This is a genomic window from Thiohalorhabdus denitrificans (assembly GCF_001399755.1).
Taxonomy (GTDB): domain Bacteria; phylum Pseudomonadota; class Gammaproteobacteria; order Thiohalorhabdales; family Thiohalorhabdaceae; genus Thiohalorhabdus; species Thiohalorhabdus denitrificans.
On sequence record NZ_LJCP01000007.1, the window covers coordinates 18,799 to 33,300 of the forward strand.

The window sequence follows — 14,502 nt, forward strand, 5'->3', positions numbered from 1 at the left end:
CGCTTGAGGGGAGGGACACGCCATGTCCAAGGAGAAGTTTGAGCGCACCAAGCCGCACGTGAACGTGGGCACCATTGGTCACGTGGACCACGGGAAGACCACCCTGACGGCGGCCATGACCAAGGTTTTGTCCTCGGAGTACGGCGGCGAGAGCCGTGAGTTCACGGACATCGACAACGCCCCCGAGGAGCGTGAGCGGGGCATCACCATCGCCACGGCGCACGTGGAGTACGAGACCTCCAACCGCCACTACGCGCACGTGGACTGCCCCGGGCACGCCGACTACGTGAAGAACATGATCACCGGCGCGGCGCAGATGGACGGCGCCATCCTGGTGGTCTCCGCGGCCGACGGCCCGATGCCGCAGACCCGGGAGCACATCCTGCTGGCCCGCCAGGTGGGCGTGCCGCAGATCGTGGTGTTCCTGAACAAGGCCGACATGGTGGACGACGAGGAGCTGCTCGAGCTCGTCGAGATGGAAGTCCGCGAGCTGCTCGACGAGTACGACTTCGCCGGCGACGATACGCCGGTGGTCGTGGGCTCCGCCCTGAAGGCCCTGGAAGGGGACACCGGGGAGCACGGCGAGGAGGCCATCAACAAGCTGGCCACCGCCATGGACGAATACATCCCCACCCCGGAACGCCCGGTGGACCAGGACTTCCTGATGCCCATCGAGGACGTGTTCTCCATCTCCGGCCGCGGCACCGTGGTGACCGGCCGTGTGGAGCGGGGCAAGATCCACACCGGGGACGAGGTGGAGATCGTCGGCCTCAAGGACACCGCCAAGACCACCGTCACCGGCGTCGAGATGTTCCGCAAGCTGCTCGACGAAGGCGAGGCGGGTGACAACGTGGGCTGCCTGCTGCGGGGCATCAAGCGCGAGGACGTGGAGCGCGGCCAGGTGCTGGCCAAGCCCGGCTCCATCACCCCGCACACCCGTTTCAAGGCCGAGGTCTACGTCCTGAAGAAGGAAGAGGGCGGCCGCCACACGCCGTTCTTTGCGGGCTACCGGCCGCAGTTCTACTTCCGGACCACGGACGTTACCGGCACCTGCACCCTGCCCGAGGGCACGGAGATGGTGATGCCGGGCGACAACGTGACCATGGAAGTCAACCTGATCGCTCCCATCGCCATGGAGGACGGCCTGCGCTTCGCCATCCGCGAGGGCGGTCGCACCGTGGGCGCCGGCGTGGTCGCCGAAATCCTGGAGTAAATTCCATATGGCCGTCGTAAAACAGCAAAAGATTCGCATCCGCCTCAAGGCCTACGATCACAAGCTTCTGGACCATTCGGCGGCGGAAATCGTCAATACGGCCAAGCGTACCGGGGCCCGTGTGCAAGGCCCCGTTCCGCTTCCTACGCGGGTGGAGAAGTTCACCGTCCTGCGGTCCCCTCACGTGGATAAGCGCGGCATGGACCAGTTCGAGTGCCGCACCCACAAGCGGCTGCTGGACATCGTGGACCCCACCGACCAGACGGTGGACGCCCTGATGAAGCTGGACCTGGCGGCCGGCGTCGACGTACAGATCAAGCTCTAGCGGGATCAGCTCATGGCTATCGGTGTAATCGGAAAAAAGATCGGGATGTCCCGTGTGTTCACCGAGACCGGGGAAAGCGTTCCCGTGACGGTGATCGAGGTGACCCCCAACCGCGTCACCCAGGTAAAGGAACCCGGACGGGACGGCTACGCGGCGGTACAAGTGGCCGCCGGGGAGCGGAAACCCCATCGGACGCCCAAGCCCCTCGCCGGCCACGCGGCCAAGGCCGGGGTCGCTCCAGGCCGAATCACCCGGGAGTTCCGTCCCGCCGAGGGCGAGGAGCTTCCCGAGACCGGTGGGACCCTGGAGCTGGACCGGTTCGAGTCGGGTCAGCGCGTGGACATTAGCGGCATTACCAAAGGCCGAGGCTACGCGGGGACGATGAAGCGGTGGAACTTCGGCGGAGGTCCCGCTACCCACGGTGCCCACAAGATCCACCGCAAGGCCGGCTCGATCGGGCAGATGCAGGACCCCGGTCGGGTGTTCAAGGGCAAGAAGATGGCCGGGCAGATGGGCGGACGCAAGACCACCCAGCAGAATCTGGAAGTGGTCCGGGTGGACACGGAGCGCAACGTCCTGCTGGTGCGGGGCGCGATACCCGGCGCGAAGGACTCCGACGTCCTCGTCCGCCCCTCCGTAAAGGCGTAATTTTCCGAGGGGGTCAGAGCCCGGCCCCTTCATGGAGAAAACAGGAAATTCAGCGCTAACACCGGGAGGTGGTCCTTGCCCGGGAGTGCGCCGCAAGTGCGGTCGCACGAACCGACACCGACCCGGGTAAGGGATGGGCGCGTAGCCGGTCCGGTACCAACCGGCCGGCGCGCCTCTGCGAATCGCAATCGAGTACCCCGGTGACTACGGCGGGCTGAAAGGGAAAACCATGCAGATCCCAGTAAAGACCCCTACGAACGAGGATAAGGGCACGGCCCAACTGGCCGACGAGGTCTTCGGCGTCCCCTTCCGCGAGGGGCTGGTCCATCAGGTGGTTCAGGCCACCCTGGCCGGACAGCGGACCGGGAACCACGATACCAAGACCCGTGGCGAGGTGGCCGGCGGGGGGCGCAAGCCCTGGCGCCAGAAGGGTACCGGGCGCGCCCGGGCCGGTACCATCCGCAGCCCGCTGTGGCGTGGCGGCGGCACGGTTTTTGGCCCGACGCCGCGCTCCTACGCCCAGAAGGTGAACAAGAAGATGCGGCAAGGGGCGCTCCGTTCGATGCTCTCCGAGCTCGCACGGCGGGAGGAGCTGCTCGTGGTGGAGGACCTCGGGGTGAAGGAAGGAAAGACCCGGGAGCTGGCCAGCACCCTCAAGGCACTTGAGGCCGAGGATGCCCTCGTCATCACCCCCTCGGGCGATGAGGCCGTTGCCCGCGCCGGCGGCAACCTGCCGCGGGTGGCCGTGATGCCGAGCAACCAAGTCGGGGCCCTCGCCCTGGTGTCGCACGCCAAGGTGGTGACCACCGAGAGTGCCCTGCGCGAGCTGGAGGAACGCCTCTCATGAACCACGAACGGCTGACCCAGGTGCTGCGTGCGCCCATCGTCACCGAGAAATCCACGCGGCTCCGCGCCGAGGGCAACCAGATTGCCTTCGTGGTGGCCCCCGATGCCACCAAGCGGGAGATCAAGAAGGCCGTGGAGGATCGCTTCGGGGTCGATGTGGAGAAAGTCCAGACCGCCAACGTGAAGGGCAAGCCCAAGCGTTTCGGTCGCATCCAAGGGCGCCGGAAGGATTGGAAGAAGGCCTACGTCCGCCTCAGCGAGGGGCAGGACATCGACTTCTTCGGCGCGGAATAAGGGTAGGAGCCTCGAATGCCGACCAAGAAACGCAAACCCACCTCTCCCGGGAGCCGTTACCGGATCACGGTGCTGCAGCCGGAGCTCCACAAGGGAGAGCCGGAAAAGAGCCTCATCGTCAAGAAGACCCGGACCGACGGCCGCAACGACGGCGGACGGATCTCGGTGCGGCGGCGGGGCGGAGCGCATAAGCGGCGCCTGCGCATCGTCGATTTCAAGCGGGACAAGGACGGCATTCCGGGGCGGATTGAGCGCCTGGAATACGATCCCAACCGCAGCGCTCATTTGGCACTGGTGGTGTACGGCGACGGCGAAAAGCGTTATATTATTGCGCCTCGCAACATCAAGGTGGGCGACCAGATCCAGTCTGGCGAGGAAGCGCCCATCCGCCCGGCCAATTGCTTACCGATCCGGAACATCCCTACCGGGACGGTAATCCATAACGTCGAGCTCAAGCCCGGTAAGGGCGGCCAGATTGCCCGCTCCGCCGGAGCCAGCGCCCAGCTGCTCGCCCGCGAGGGCCGGGAGGCCCAGATTCGCATGGCCTCCGGCGAGGTCCGCCGCGTGAGCGTTGACTGTCGTGCGGTAATCGGCGAGGTGGGCAATTCGGACCACGCCAACCAGGTGCTTGGCAAGGCGGGCGCAAGCCGTTGGCGGGGTCACCGGCCCAAGGTGCGGGGCGTTTCCATGAACCCGGTCGACCACCCCCATGGTGGCGGCGAGGGGCACACCAAGGGCGGTCGTCACCCGGTGACCCCCTGGGGGCAGCCCACCAAGGGCCACCGTACCCGCAACAACAAGCGCACGGAAAAGCTGATCGTCCGTCGCCGAAAGAAGAAGTAGGCCCGCGCGGCAAGAGGGAGCGTATCGATGCCTCGTTCAATCAAGAAAGGGCCCTTCGTCGACGACCACCTGGTGAAAAAGGTGGAAACGGCCTCGGCGGGGGGCGACAAGAAACCGATCAAGACCTGGTCGCGGCGTTCGACGATTACGCCGGAGATGATTGGTCTCACCATCGCCGTCCATAACGGTCGGCAGCACATCCCGGTGGCCGTCAACGAGAACATGGTCGGGCACAAGCTCGGGGAATTTGCCCCTACCCGCAATTTCCGGGGGCATAAAGTGGACAAGAAGGCGCGTCGGTAATGAGTGAAGAAAAGCTTGAAGCACGGGCCATAACCCGGTCAGTGCGGCTTTCTCCGCGCAAGACCCGTCTGGTGGTGGACCAGATCCGCGGCAAGCCGGTCGAGAAGGCGCTGGAATACCTCACCTTCGAGCGGCAGAAACCGGCCCACTACGTCCGCAAGACCCTGGATTCCGCCATCTCGAACGCAGAGCACAACGAGGGGCTGGACGTGGATCAGCTCGTCGTCAAGGAAGCGTTCGTGAATGAGGGCCCGGCCCTGAAAAGGTTTCGGCCCCGGGCGATGGGACGGGCCACCATGATCCAGAAGCCCACCAGCCACATCACCATCGTGGTGGCGCAGGCATAAAGGGACGCACGCTATGGGACAGAAAGTCCACCCGATCGGGATGCGCCTGGGGATCGTCAAGAATTGGGATTCCCGCTGGCTGGCGGAGCGCAAGGAATACTCCGACCAGCTCGCCGAGGACATCCGGATCCGCAACTTCATTGAGGACCGGCTCCGGCATGCCGCCGTCTCCAAGGTGGTGATCGAGCGCCCGGCCCGTAACGCCCGGATCAGCATTTATACCGCGCGTCCGGGCATGGTGATCGGCAAGAAGGGCGAGGACATCGAGAAGCTGCGCCGTGCGGTGCAGAAGCTCTCCTCGGAGCAGATCCATATCAATATCGAGGAGATCCGCAAGCCCGAGACCGAGGCCATGCTGGTGGCGGAGAACGTCGCCCAGCAGTTGGAGCGGCGGGTCTCCTTCCGGCGGGCCATGAAGCGCGCCGTGGGTAACGCCATGCGGCTCGGTGCCCAGGGCATCAAGATCTCCGCCGGCGGACGCCTTGGTGGCGCCGAGATCGCTCGCACCGAATGGTACCGGGAAGGCCGCGTGCCTCTGCACACCCTGCGCGCCGATATCGATTACGGTCTGGCCGAGGCCAAGACCACCTACGGTGTGATCGGCGTGAAGGTGTGGATCTTCAAGGGCGAGGTGCTCGAGGAGCAGGAAACCTCCGCCTCCACCTCCGCTCAGGCCCAGGCCGGCTAGGCGCACTGGAGAAGAGGCCATGCTACAGCCGAACAAGACCAAGTATCGGAAGCAGCAAAAGGGGCGCAACCGCGGCCTGGCGTACCGGGGCGACAAGGTCAGTTTTGGGTCCTACGCCCTGAAGGCCACCGGGCGCGGTCGGATCACCAGCCGCCAGATCGAGGCCGCCCGTATCGCCATCACCCGCCACATCAAGCGGCGGGGCAAGGTGTGGATCCGGGTCTTCCCCGACAAGCCGGTGTCCAAAAAGCCGGCGGAGGTCCGCATGGGCAAGGGCAAGGGCAACCCGGAGTTCTGGGTGGCCCAGGTGCAGCCGGGCCGGATCCTCTACGAGCTGGAAGGGGTTCCCGAGGACATCGCCCAGGAGGCCATGCGGCGCGCCTCCGCTAAGCTCCCCTTCAAGACCCGGTTCGTCAGCCGCGGCGGCGGAAACTAGGAGGCGGTGATGGCGAGCAAAGTTGAGGAGATTCGGAACCTGAGCGCGGAAGATCGGGCGCAGAAGCTCAAGGACCTGCGGGACGAGCAGTTCAACCTGCGCTTCCAGCACAGCACCGGTCAACTGGAGAACACGGCCCGGATGCGCCAGGTTCGCCGGGAGATCGCCCAGGTCAAGACGGTGATGAACGAACAGGTCGAGGCGGCGGAATAACATGGCTCAGGAAACCCGTAAGCGCCGGATGAATGGCGTCGTGGTCAGTAACAAGGGCGAAAAGACCGCCGTGGTCCGCGTGAATTACCGGCGGCCGGACGAGCTCTACGGCAAGTACGTGCGGCGCTCCACCAAGCTCCACGTCCACGACCCGGAGAACACCTGCCAGGAAGGCGACTTCGTGACCGTCGAAGAGGCCCGGAGGGTCTCCAAGAACAAGGCCTGGCGCCTCGTGGAAGTCGTGGAGAAGGCCGTCCAGGTCTAGGCCGCGCCGAGCCCTGAGGGGAGATAGCTAATGATTCAGATGCAAACCCGTCTAGGGATTGCCGATAACAGCGGGGCCCGCGAGGTACAGGCCATCAAGGTGCTCGGCGGCTCCAAGCGGCGATTCGCGAACATCGGCGATGTGATCAAGGTGACCGTCAAGGAGGCCGCCCCCCGCGGCCGCGTCAAGAAGGGCGGGGTCTACAACGCGGTGGTGGTCCGCTCCGCGAAGGGCGTGCGGCGGCAGGACGGTTCCGTGATCCGGTTCGACCGGAACGCGGCGGTCCTGCTCAACGACTCCCTCGAGCCGATCGGCACCCGGATCTTCGGTCCGGTTACCCGTGAGCTCCGGTCCAAGAACTTCATGAAGATCATATCCCTGGCCCCGGAAGTCCTGTAAAGCCCGCGGGAGAGTGGCAGATGCAAAGAATTAAGAAAGGCGACGATGTGGTCGTCCGCAGCGGGAAGGACGCCGGCAAGCGCGGCACCGTGCAACGGGTTCTCCCCCGGGATAACCGGGTGGTGGTCGCCAACGCGAACATGGTGAAGCGGCACGTCCGGCCCAACCCGCAGGCAGGAATCGCGGGGGGGATCCAGGAGCGGGAGGCAGCCTTGGATTTGTCCAAGGTGAACCCCTTCTGCCGGACCTGTAACAAGGGTGTCCGGATCGGATTCAAGACCCTCGAGGATGGTCGCAAGGTTCGGGTATGCCGTTCCTGCGGCGAGGCATTGGACAGTTAGGAGTGTCGGCGATGCAAGCCCGGTTACAGCAGCGCTACAAGGAGGAGCTCGCTCCCCGGCTGTTGAAGGAGTTCGGCTACGCCAGCCCCATGCAGGTTCCCCGGCTGGATAAGATCACCATCAACATGGGGGTCGGGGACGCCGCGCGGGACCGCTCCGCTCTGGATAACGCCATGGAGGAGCTGACGGCCGTCACCGGCCAGAAGCCCATGGTGACGCGGGCGCGGAAGTCCGTGGCCGGTTTCAAGATCCGGGCTGGCATGCCGGTGGGGTGCAAGGTCACGCTGCGGCGCGAGCGGATGTACGAGTTCCTCGAGCGCTTCATTCAGGTGGCTTTGCCCCGGATCCGCGATTTCCGCGGCCTGAACGGCAATTCCTTCGACGGCCAAGGCAACTATGCCATGGGCGTGACCGAACAGATCATCTTCCCCGAGGTGGATTACGAGAAGATCGATCGCGTCCGGGGAATGGACATCATCTTTTCCACGACGGCACCCACCGACGAGGAAGCCAAGGCCCTCCTCGACGGTTTCGGTATGCCGTTCCGGAACTAAGTAAAGAAGTGAGGTAGGCCGTGCCACGGAAATCGTTAATCGCCAAGGCCAAGCGCAAGCAGAAGTTCACGGTGCGGGAATACAACCGCTGCAACAACTGCGGACGTGCGCGCGCCTATTATCGGAAGTTCGGACTGTGCCGGCTCTGCCTCCGGAAGCACGCCCTGAAGGGCGAGGTTCCGGGCGTGACGAAGTCCAGCTGGTAGTGGGGGCTGAGCAATGAGCATGACCGACCCTATCGCCGACATGCTGACCCGTATCCGCAACGGGCAGATGGCCGAAAAACACACGGTCAGCATGCCGGCCTCGAAGCTGAAAACCGCCGTCGCCCGCATCCTTCAGGAGGAAGGGTTCATCGCCGGCCATGAGGAGCACGACGAGGGGAACGGTAAGCGCACCCTTACCGTCGAGCTCAAGTACTTCAAAGGCGAGCCGGTGATCACCTACCTCCAGCGGGCGAGCCGCCCTGGCCTCCGCCGTTACGCCGGCGCCGACGAGATCCCCAAGGTCCTCCGCGGCCTGGGGGTGGTGATCCTCACCACGTCCAAGGGCGTGATGACCGATCGCCAAGCGCGGGCCGAGAACATCGGCGGCGAGCTACTCTGCACCGTCTACTGAGGGGAACGGACCCATGTCCCGTATCGCAAATGCCCCCGTGCGGGTCCCGGAAAAGGTCGAGGTCAAGATTGAGCCCGATACCATCCGAGTGACGGGCCCCCAGGGCGAGCTGGAGCAGCCCGTGCACCCGCGGGTCCGCATTGAGGAGGAGGAAGGCGCCCTGCGCTTCCGCCCCACCGACACCTCCCGGAAATCCGTGGCCTTCGCGGGCACCATGCGCTCGCTGGTGAACAACATGGTCACCGGCGTCAACGAAGGCTTCGAGCGGCGCCTGGAGATCAACGGGGTCGGTTACCGCGCCGACGCCAAGGGCCAGACCCTTAACCTGCAGCTTGGCTTTTCCCATCCGGTGGCCTACGAGATCCCGGAAGGGGTGTCCGTCTCCGTGGAGGGCAATGCGGTGGTGGTTCGCGGGGCGAGCAAGGAAGCCGTCGGTCAGGTTGCCGCCGACATCCGCAGCTATCGGCCTCCCGAGCCTTACAAGGGCAAGGGAATTCGCCTCGCGGATGAGCGCATTATCCGCAAAGAAGCCAAGAAGAAGTAGGCGGAGCCATGAGCAAGATCACGAAGAATCATCGCAGGCAACGGCGCGCCCGCAAGGCCCGCGCGAAGATCCGCGAGCAGGGGAAAGCTCGGCTGGCCGTTTTCCGGTCCTCCAAGCACATCTACGCCCAGATCATCGACGACCAGCAGGGCCACACCCTGGCGAGCGCGTCCACCGTGGACACGGAGCTCGCCAAGGACCTGACCCAGAGCGGCAACGTTGAGGCCGCCAAAAAGGTGGGCGCTACGCTTGCCGAGCGGGCCAAACAGGCCGGGGTCGGCGACGTGGCCTTTGACCGGGGCGGGTTTCAGTACCACGGCCGGGTCAAGGCCCTCGCCGAGGCCGCGCGCGAGAACGGCCTGAAGTTCTAGAAAAGGAGACGGTTGTGGCAGGCGCGAATCCAAAAGCCGACACCCCGGCGGACGATCTGCAGGAAAAGCTGGTTAACATCAACCGCGCGGCCAAAGCCGTCAAGGGCGGTCGCCAGTTCCGGTTTGCGGCCCTCGCTGTCGTTGGCGACGGCGAAGGAAAAGTGGGCTTCGGTCGGGGCAAGGCCCGGGAGGTGCCCGACGGCATCTCGAAGGCCATGGATCAGGCCCGCAAGCACATGCGGCACTATCCCCTGCATGGGGATACCCTCTTCCACACCGTGGAGGGGACCCACGCCGGCGCCCGCGTCCTTCTCAAGCCCGCGAGCCCTGGTACCGGCATCATCGCCGGCGGCCCGGTGCGCGCCGTAATGGAGGTGATGGGGATCAAAGACGTCCTCGCCAAGTCCCTCGGGTCGTCGAACCCGGTGAACGTGGTGCGGGCCACCTTCGATGCCCTGGACCAGATGGTCAGCCCGGAGCAGATGGCCGCCAAGCGGGGCAAGCCCGTGGACGAGATCTGGAGCTAGAGACGATGGCAGGTACCATCCGGATAACCCTTACCAAGAGCCCCATCGGCTCGAAGCAGAAGCACCGCGCCACCCTCCGTGGGCTGGGGCTGCGCCGGATGAACCATACCGTGGAGCGGGAGGACACCCCGCAGGTCCGCGGCATGGTCCGCGCGGTCGCCCACCTCGTGCGAGTCGAGGAGCCAGCATGAAGATCAACGAGCTGAAGCCGGCACCGGGTAGCCGCAAGGCGCGCAAGCGGGTCGGCCGGGGGGAGTCCTCGGGCTGGGGCAAGACCTCCGCTAAGGGCCACAAGGGGCAGAAGGCACGCTCCGGCGGCTCCATCAAGGCGGGCTTCGAGGGCGGGCAGATGCCCCTGCAGCGCCGCCTGCCGAAGCGAGGCTTCCACAACCGCTTTGCCGAGCGCTACGCGGAGATCCGCCTGGATCACCTGAACGCCTTTGAGGACGGGGCCGAGATCACCGAGGAAACCCTGCGCCAGGCCGGGATCATGAAGACCGCCGACCGCTGGGCCAAGCTGCTGGGCTCCGGGAACCTGGAGCGGCGGGTCACGGTGAAGCTGAGCAAGGTTACCGGGGGCGCCCGGAAAGCCGTGGAGGGCGCTGGCGGCACCGTGGTGGAGGGCTGATCCCCTCCCCTTCCCCGTTTCACGCGGCCGGGAAGGGTGCCCCGGCCCGACGGCAGGGGGCTGAGCGCCCCCGCCTGCCGGCAGCCAATGGCCGTCCCCTGGGGACGGTTCGCAAGCGCTGGAATTCCTCATGAACAAGGCGGGATAACCCATGGCAGTCGGGAGCAGCCTCGGCGGGCTCGCCCAGGTCGGTAACCTGACCAAGGTCGACGAGCTCAAGCGGCGAATTCTGTTCGTCCTCGGCGCCCTGATCGTGTACCGGATCGGCGCACATATCCCCACCCCGGGCATCGACCCCGATGCGCTGGCGAACTTCTTCAGCCAGCAGCAGGGGTCGATGCTCGGGCTGTTCGACATGTTCTCCGGGGGGGCCCTGTCCCGGCTGACGGTTTTCGCCCTCGGCATCATGCCGTACATCTCCGCCTCCATCATTCTCCAGCTCGGGACGGTGGTTTCACCCAAGCTGGAGCAGCTGAAGAAGGAGGGGGAAGCCGGGCGGCGGAAGATCAACGTCTACACGCGCTATCTTACGGTGGCCCTGGCCACCTTTCAGGGGCTGGGCGTATCCATCGCCCTGGAGTCCATGGAATCCGGCGGTAGCCAGGTGGTCCTCGATCCGGGCTGGGGCTTCCGGGCCACCACTGTGATCACCCTGGTGGCCGGAACCACCTTCCTGATGTGGCTGGGAGAGCGCATCACCGAGAAGGGCATCGGCAACGGCATCTCGCTGATCATCTTCGCCGCCATCGTGTCCGGATTGCCTTCGGCCCTGTACGGCACCCTGGAGCTTGCGCGCACCGGGGAATTCCAACCCTTGTTCGTGCTGTTCCTGCTGCTGATGGCGCTGGCGGTGACCGGTTTCATCGTCTTCATGGAGCGGGCCCAACGACGGATCACCATCCAGTACGCCAAGCGCCAGGTGGGGCAGAAGATGTTCGGCGGGCAGAGCACCCATCTGCCCCTCAAGGTGAACATGGCCGGGGTGATTCCCCCCATTTTCGCCTCCAGCATCATCCTGTTCCCGGTGACCGCGGCCAATTGGTTCGGGACCTCGGAGGGCATGGGATGGCTGCAGCGGGCGGCGGAGGCCATCTCCCCCGGTCAGCCGCTGTACGTGGTGCTGTATTCCATCGCCATCATCTTTTTCTGCTTCTTCTACACGGCCATTGTCTTCAATCCCCGGGACACGGCCGACAACCTGAAGAAGTCCGGTGGCTTCATCCCGGGTATCCGGCCGGGGGAGCAGACGGCCAACTACGTGGATCGGGTGCTGACCCGGCTGACCTTCTTCGGTGCCCTGTACGTGACCGCCGTCTGCCTGCTTCCCGAGTTCCTGATCGTTAACTGGAACGTTCCCTTCTACTTCGGCGGAACGTCCCTGCTGATCATCGTGGCGGTGACCATGGATACCGCCAACCAGATCCAATCCCATCTGGTCTCCCATCAGTACGAGGGTCTGATGCGGAAGGCGCGACTGAAAGGTGGACGAGGCTGATGACCCGAATGGTCCTACTTGGCCCTCCGGGGGCCGGCAAGGGAACCCAGGGGCAGATGCTCTCCCAGCGACTGGGCATCCCCCAGATCGCCACGGGCGACATCTTGCGCAACGCGGTGGCCAACGGCACCGACATCGGGCTGAAGGCGAAATCCTACATGGACGCCGGGGACCTAGTTCCCGACGAGATCATGGTGGAGATCATCCGGGAGCGCCTCCAGGAGCCCGATGCCCAACAGGGCTACATCCTGGACGGCTTCCCTCGGACCGTTGCCCAGGCCGAGGCCCTGGACGAGATGCTCGAGGCCATCGGCCAGCGGCTCGATCGGGTGGTCCACGTGGACGTGGATAACGAGACACTGGTGGAACGGCTTTCCGGGCGGCTGATCTGCCGGGATTGCGGGGCCACCTACCACGTCCGCTTTCATCCGCCCGCCAAGGACCGGGTATGCGATGAATGCGGGGGCGAGCTCTACCAGCGCGAGGACGACCAGGAAGAGACCGTCCGCTCGCGTCTGGAGGTGTTCGCCGAGCGCACCCAGCCCCTTGTGGATTATTACCGCCAGCAGGGGATCTACCACAAGGTGGACGGGGATCGGGAGCCCGAGACGGTGCTTGGCGACATCCTTCGGCTCACTGAGGCAGGGTAACGAGGACGTATGGCCAAGGAAGATACCATCGAGATGCAGGGCGAGATCGTGGAGACCCTGCCCAACGCCACCTTTCGGGTGGAGCTGGAGAACGGCCACGAGGTGATCGCCCACATCTCCGGAAAGATGCGGAAGAACTACATCCGGATCCTCCCCGGGGACAAGGTCACCGTGGAGCTCACCCCCTACGACCTAAACCGGGGCAGGATCACATACCGGGCGAAATGATCCGGACGTGAGGCCGGTCGGGACTGAGGAGAGAAGCGATGAAAGTGCGTGCGTCGGTTAAGCCGATCTGTCGGAACTGCCGTGTGATTAAGCGCAAGGGCCGGGTCCGGATCATCTGCTCCGATCCGCGGCACAAGCAGCGGCAAGGTTGACCGCAGGGCGGTTGCTGGCCTAAAATTCATTCTTTTCCCTCCGCCACGCAGGCGGAGCGGATGGATATGTAGCGAATACGAGGAATACCTATGGCCCGCATTGCAGGTGTCAATATCCCCGTGCGCAAGCGGGTGGAGATTGCCCTGACCTACATCTATGGGGTAGGTCACACCCGAGCGAAGGAAATCTGCCAGCAGGCCGGGGTGGACCCCTCCACACGCGTCAAGGATCTCACCGACAGCGAGGAGGTGGCCATCCGCGACACGGTGAACGGGTACACCGTGGAGGGCGATCTGCGCCGCGAGGTGACCATGAACATCAAGCGCCTCCGGGATATCGGCAGCTACCGGGGAATCCGGCACCGGCGAGGCCTGCCCGTTCGGGGCCAGAACACCAAGAACAATGCGCGCACCCGGAAGGGGCCGCGCAAGCCGATCAACCGCTAGTGCGGCCAGCACAGAGGCAGTGAACGGGAAATGGCAAAGCAACAGCGCCGCGCCACGCGCACGAAGAAGAAAGTCAAAAAGAACGTAGCCGAGGGGGTGGCCCACATCCAGGCCACCTTCAACAATACCTTGGTGAACATCTCCGACCGGCAGGGCAACACCCTCTGCTGGTCCACCCCGGGCGCCACGGGCTTCAAGGGCTCGCGTAAGAGCACGCCCTTTGCCGCGCAGGTCGCGGCGGAGCAGGCCGCCAGGGTGGCGCAGGAGCACGGGATCCAGAGCCTGGATGTGGAGGTGAAGGGACCGGGGCCGGGTCGGGAGTCGGCCGTTCGCTCCCTGCACGCGGCGGGTATCAAGATCACCAGCATCCGCGATGTGACCCCCCTGCCCCACAACGGCTGCCGGCCGCCGAAGAAGCGTCGGGTGTAACCAAACAACGAGGGTGTGGAGTTAGCCTTGGCGAAATATACCGGTCCCAAATGCCGCATCTGCCGTCGGGAGGGCGAGAAGCTCTACCTGAAGGGCGAGAAGTGCTACACCGACAAGTGCGCCATCGAGAAGCGCCCCTACCCGCCCGGAGAGGCGGGCCAGAGCCGGCGGCGGCAGTCGGAGTTCGGTCTCCAGCTGCGTGAAAAGCAGAAGGTGCGCCGTACCTACGGCCTCATGGAAGATCAGTTCCGGCGCGTGTACAAGGAAGCCGCTCGGCGCAAGGGCAATACCGGCGAGCTGCTGCTGCAGCTCCTGGAGCGGCGCCTGGACAACATCGTCTATCGGATGGGCTTCGCCAACTCCCGCGCCGAGGCCCGGCAGGTGATCCGGCACAACCAGGTCCAGGTGAACGGCGGCCGGGTGAATGTCCCGTCCTACCAAGTCAACGCCGGGGACGAGATCGTCGTGGCGGAGGGTGCGCGCCAGCAGGGCCGCATCCAGGGGGCCGGCCAGCGGGCCGAGGACCTGGGGCGGCCCGAGTGGCTGCAGGTGGACGCCGGAAACTTCAAGGGCACGGTGAAGTCCATCCCCGAGCGTTCGGAGCTTTCCTCCGCGGTCAACGAGCACCTCATCGTGGAGCTTTACTCCAAGTAAGGGGCTGCCGGGCGCAAGCCGCCCGGTGACCCCCTCCGAGCCCG

29 protein-coding genes are annotated in these 14,502 nt (G+C 65.2%); all 29 read left to right on the plus strand.

Going from position 1 to position 14,502, the window contains the following annotated elements:
- Positions 1-22 precede the first annotated feature (22 nt).
- The 29 genes from tuf (at position 23) to rpsD (ending at position 14,458) form a co-directional block, all read left to right on the plus strand.
- Positions 23-1,213, plus strand: coding sequence for an elongation factor Tu (tuf, locus tag AN478_RS03170; protein WP_054965183.1), 1,191 nt, complete (start codon positions 23-25; stop codon positions 1,211-1,213).
- Between the two features lie 7 nt (positions 1,214-1,220).
- Positions 1,221-1,538 (plus strand): 30S ribosomal protein S10, encoded by a 318-nt coding sequence (gene rpsJ, locus AN478_RS03175; protein ID WP_054965184.1) that lies wholly within the window; start codon positions 1,221-1,223, stop codon positions 1,536-1,538.
- 12 nt (positions 1,539-1,550) lie between these two features.
- Positions 1,551-2,186, plus strand: coding sequence for a 50S ribosomal protein L3 (gene rplC, locus AN478_RS03180; protein ID WP_054965185.1), 636 nt, complete (start codon positions 1,551-1,553; stop codon positions 2,184-2,186).
- Between the two features lie 229 nt (positions 2,187-2,415).
- Positions 2,416-3,033 (plus strand): 50S ribosomal protein L4, encoded by a 618-nt coding sequence (rplD, locus tag AN478_RS03185; RefSeq protein WP_054965186.1) that lies wholly within the window; start codon positions 2,416-2,418, stop codon positions 3,031-3,033.
- Positions 3,030-3,326: a 50S ribosomal protein L23 gene (rplW, locus tag AN478_RS03190; RefSeq protein ID WP_054965187.1), complete on the plus strand. Its 297-nt coding sequence runs from the start codon at positions 3,030-3,032 to the stop codon at positions 3,324-3,326. The genes rplD and rplW overlap by 4 nt, the downstream gene beginning before the upstream one ends.
- A 15-nt stretch (positions 3,327-3,341) precedes the next feature.
- Positions 3,342-4,169 carry a 50S ribosomal protein L2 gene (rplB, locus tag AN478_RS03195; protein ID WP_054965188.1) on the plus strand — a complete coding sequence of 276 codons (828 nt, stop codon included), beginning with the start codon at positions 3,342-3,344 and terminating at the stop codon, positions 4,167-4,169.
- A gap of 27 nt (positions 4,170-4,196) precedes the next feature.
- Positions 4,197-4,472 (plus strand): 30S ribosomal protein S19, encoded by a 276-nt coding sequence (gene rpsS / locus AN478_RS03200; RefSeq protein ID WP_054965189.1) that lies wholly within the window; start codon positions 4,197-4,199, stop codon positions 4,470-4,472.
- Positions 4,472-4,819, plus strand: coding sequence for a 50S ribosomal protein L22 (gene rplV, locus AN478_RS03205; protein ID WP_054965190.1), 348 nt, complete (start codon positions 4,472-4,474; stop codon positions 4,817-4,819). Before rpsS ends, rplV begins: the two co-directional genes overlap by 1 nt.
- Before the next feature lie 13 nt (positions 4,820-4,832).
- Entirely contained in the window at positions 4,833-5,507 is a 675-nt protein-coding gene (rpsC, locus tag AN478_RS03210) for a 30S ribosomal protein S3 (RefSeq protein ID WP_054965191.1), read from the plus strand.
- A gap of 19 nt (positions 5,508-5,526) precedes the next feature.
- Complete coding sequence (gene rplP / locus AN478_RS03215) at positions 5,527-5,943, plus strand: 50S ribosomal protein L16 (protein WP_054965192.1); 417 nt, start codon at positions 5,527-5,529, stop codon at positions 5,941-5,943.
- 9 nt (positions 5,944-5,952) lie between these two features.
- A complete protein-coding gene (gene rpmC / locus AN478_RS03220; RefSeq protein WP_054965193.1) occupies positions 5,953-6,156 on the plus strand; it encodes a 50S ribosomal protein L29 in 204 nt (67 codons plus the stop codon).
- A gap of 28 nt (positions 6,157-6,184) precedes the next feature.
- Positions 6,185-6,421 (plus strand): 30S ribosomal protein S17, encoded by a 237-nt coding sequence (gene rpsQ / locus AN478_RS03225; protein ID WP_399353433.1) that lies wholly within the window; start codon positions 6,185-6,187, stop codon positions 6,419-6,421.
- Positions 6,422-6,451: 30 nt separating this feature from the next.
- Entirely contained in the window at positions 6,452-6,820 is a 369-nt protein-coding gene (gene rplN, locus AN478_RS03230; RefSeq protein ID WP_054965195.1) for a 50S ribosomal protein L14, read from the plus strand.
- A gap of 20 nt (positions 6,821-6,840) precedes the next feature.
- Complete coding sequence (rplX, locus tag AN478_RS03235; protein WP_054965196.1) at positions 6,841-7,161, plus strand: 50S ribosomal protein L24; 321 nt, start codon at positions 6,841-6,843, stop codon at positions 7,159-7,161.
- 11 nt (positions 7,162-7,172) lie between these two features.
- The gene (gene rplE / locus AN478_RS03240) at positions 7,173-7,715 is read left to right on the plus strand and encodes a 50S ribosomal protein L5 (protein ID WP_054965197.1); all 543 of its coding nucleotides are present in this window, start codon (positions 7,173-7,175) and stop codon (positions 7,713-7,715) included.
- A 20-nt stretch (positions 7,716-7,735) separates the two neighbouring features.
- Positions 7,736-7,921: a type Z 30S ribosomal protein S14 gene (locus AN478_RS03245; protein ID WP_054965198.1), complete on the plus strand. Its 186-nt coding sequence runs from the start codon at positions 7,736-7,738 to the stop codon at positions 7,919-7,921.
- Positions 7,922-7,934: 13 nt separating this feature from the next.
- Entirely contained in the window at positions 7,935-8,333 is a 399-nt protein-coding gene (gene rpsH, locus AN478_RS03250) for a 30S ribosomal protein S8 (RefSeq protein WP_054965199.1), read from the plus strand.
- Positions 8,334-8,346: 13 nt separating this feature from the next.
- On the plus strand, positions 8,347-8,877 hold the full coding sequence (gene rplF, locus AN478_RS03255; protein WP_054965200.1) for a 50S ribosomal protein L6: 531 nt from the start codon (positions 8,347-8,349) through the stop codon (positions 8,875-8,877).
- 8 nt (positions 8,878-8,885) lie between these two features.
- Entirely contained in the window at positions 8,886-9,248 is a 363-nt protein-coding gene (gene rplR / locus AN478_RS03260) for a 50S ribosomal protein L18 (protein ID WP_054965201.1), read from the plus strand.
- A 14-nt stretch (positions 9,249-9,262) separates the two neighbouring features.
- Complete coding sequence (gene rpsE / locus AN478_RS03265) at positions 9,263-9,775, plus strand: 30S ribosomal protein S5 (RefSeq protein WP_054965202.1); 513 nt, start codon at positions 9,263-9,265, stop codon at positions 9,773-9,775.
- Positions 9,776-9,780: 5 nt separating this feature from the next.
- Positions 9,781-9,966 (plus strand): 50S ribosomal protein L30, encoded by a 186-nt coding sequence (gene rpmD, locus AN478_RS03270; RefSeq protein WP_054965203.1) that lies wholly within the window; start codon positions 9,781-9,783, stop codon positions 9,964-9,966.
- Positions 9,963-10,403 (plus strand): 50S ribosomal protein L15, encoded by a 441-nt coding sequence (gene rplO / locus AN478_RS03275; RefSeq protein ID WP_054965204.1) that lies wholly within the window; start codon positions 9,963-9,965, stop codon positions 10,401-10,403. The genes rpmD and rplO overlap by 4 nt, the downstream gene beginning before the upstream one ends.
- 151 nt (positions 10,404-10,554) lie before the next feature.
- Positions 10,555-11,898 (plus strand): preprotein translocase subunit SecY, encoded by a 1,344-nt coding sequence (secY, locus tag AN478_RS03280; RefSeq protein WP_054965205.1) that lies wholly within the window; start codon positions 10,555-10,557, stop codon positions 11,896-11,898.
- An 8-nt stretch (positions 11,899-11,906) separates the two neighbouring features.
- Positions 11,907-12,548 carry an adenylate kinase gene (locus AN478_RS03285; RefSeq protein WP_054965514.1) on the plus strand — a complete coding sequence of 214 codons (642 nt, stop codon included), beginning with the start codon at positions 11,907-11,909 and terminating at the stop codon, positions 12,546-12,548.
- Between the two features lie 9 nt (positions 12,549-12,557).
- Positions 12,558-12,776, plus strand: a complete 219-nt coding sequence (infA, locus tag AN478_RS03290; RefSeq protein WP_054965206.1) for a translation initiation factor IF-1 — start codon at positions 12,558-12,560, stop codon at positions 12,774-12,776.
- A 38-nt stretch (positions 12,777-12,814) separates the two neighbouring features.
- The gene (gene rpmJ / locus AN478_RS13455) at positions 12,815-12,928 is read left to right on the plus strand and encodes a 50S ribosomal protein L36 (protein ID WP_074471390.1); all 114 of its coding nucleotides are present in this window, start codon (positions 12,815-12,817) and stop codon (positions 12,926-12,928) included.
- Positions 12,929-13,018: 90 nt separating this feature from the next.
- Complete coding sequence (gene rpsM, locus AN478_RS03295) at positions 13,019-13,375, plus strand: 30S ribosomal protein S13 (RefSeq protein ID WP_054965207.1); 357 nt, start codon at positions 13,019-13,021, stop codon at positions 13,373-13,375.
- Positions 13,376-13,405: 30 nt separating this feature from the next.
- Positions 13,406-13,804, plus strand: a complete 399-nt coding sequence (gene rpsK, locus AN478_RS03300) for a 30S ribosomal protein S11 (RefSeq protein WP_054965208.1) — start codon at positions 13,406-13,408, stop codon at positions 13,802-13,804.
- A 27-nt stretch (positions 13,805-13,831) separates the two neighbouring features.
- Positions 13,832-14,458 (plus strand): 30S ribosomal protein S4, encoded by a 627-nt coding sequence (gene rpsD / locus AN478_RS03305; protein ID WP_054965209.1) that lies wholly within the window; start codon positions 13,832-13,834, stop codon positions 14,456-14,458.
- Positions 14,459-14,502 lie beyond the last annotated feature (44 nt).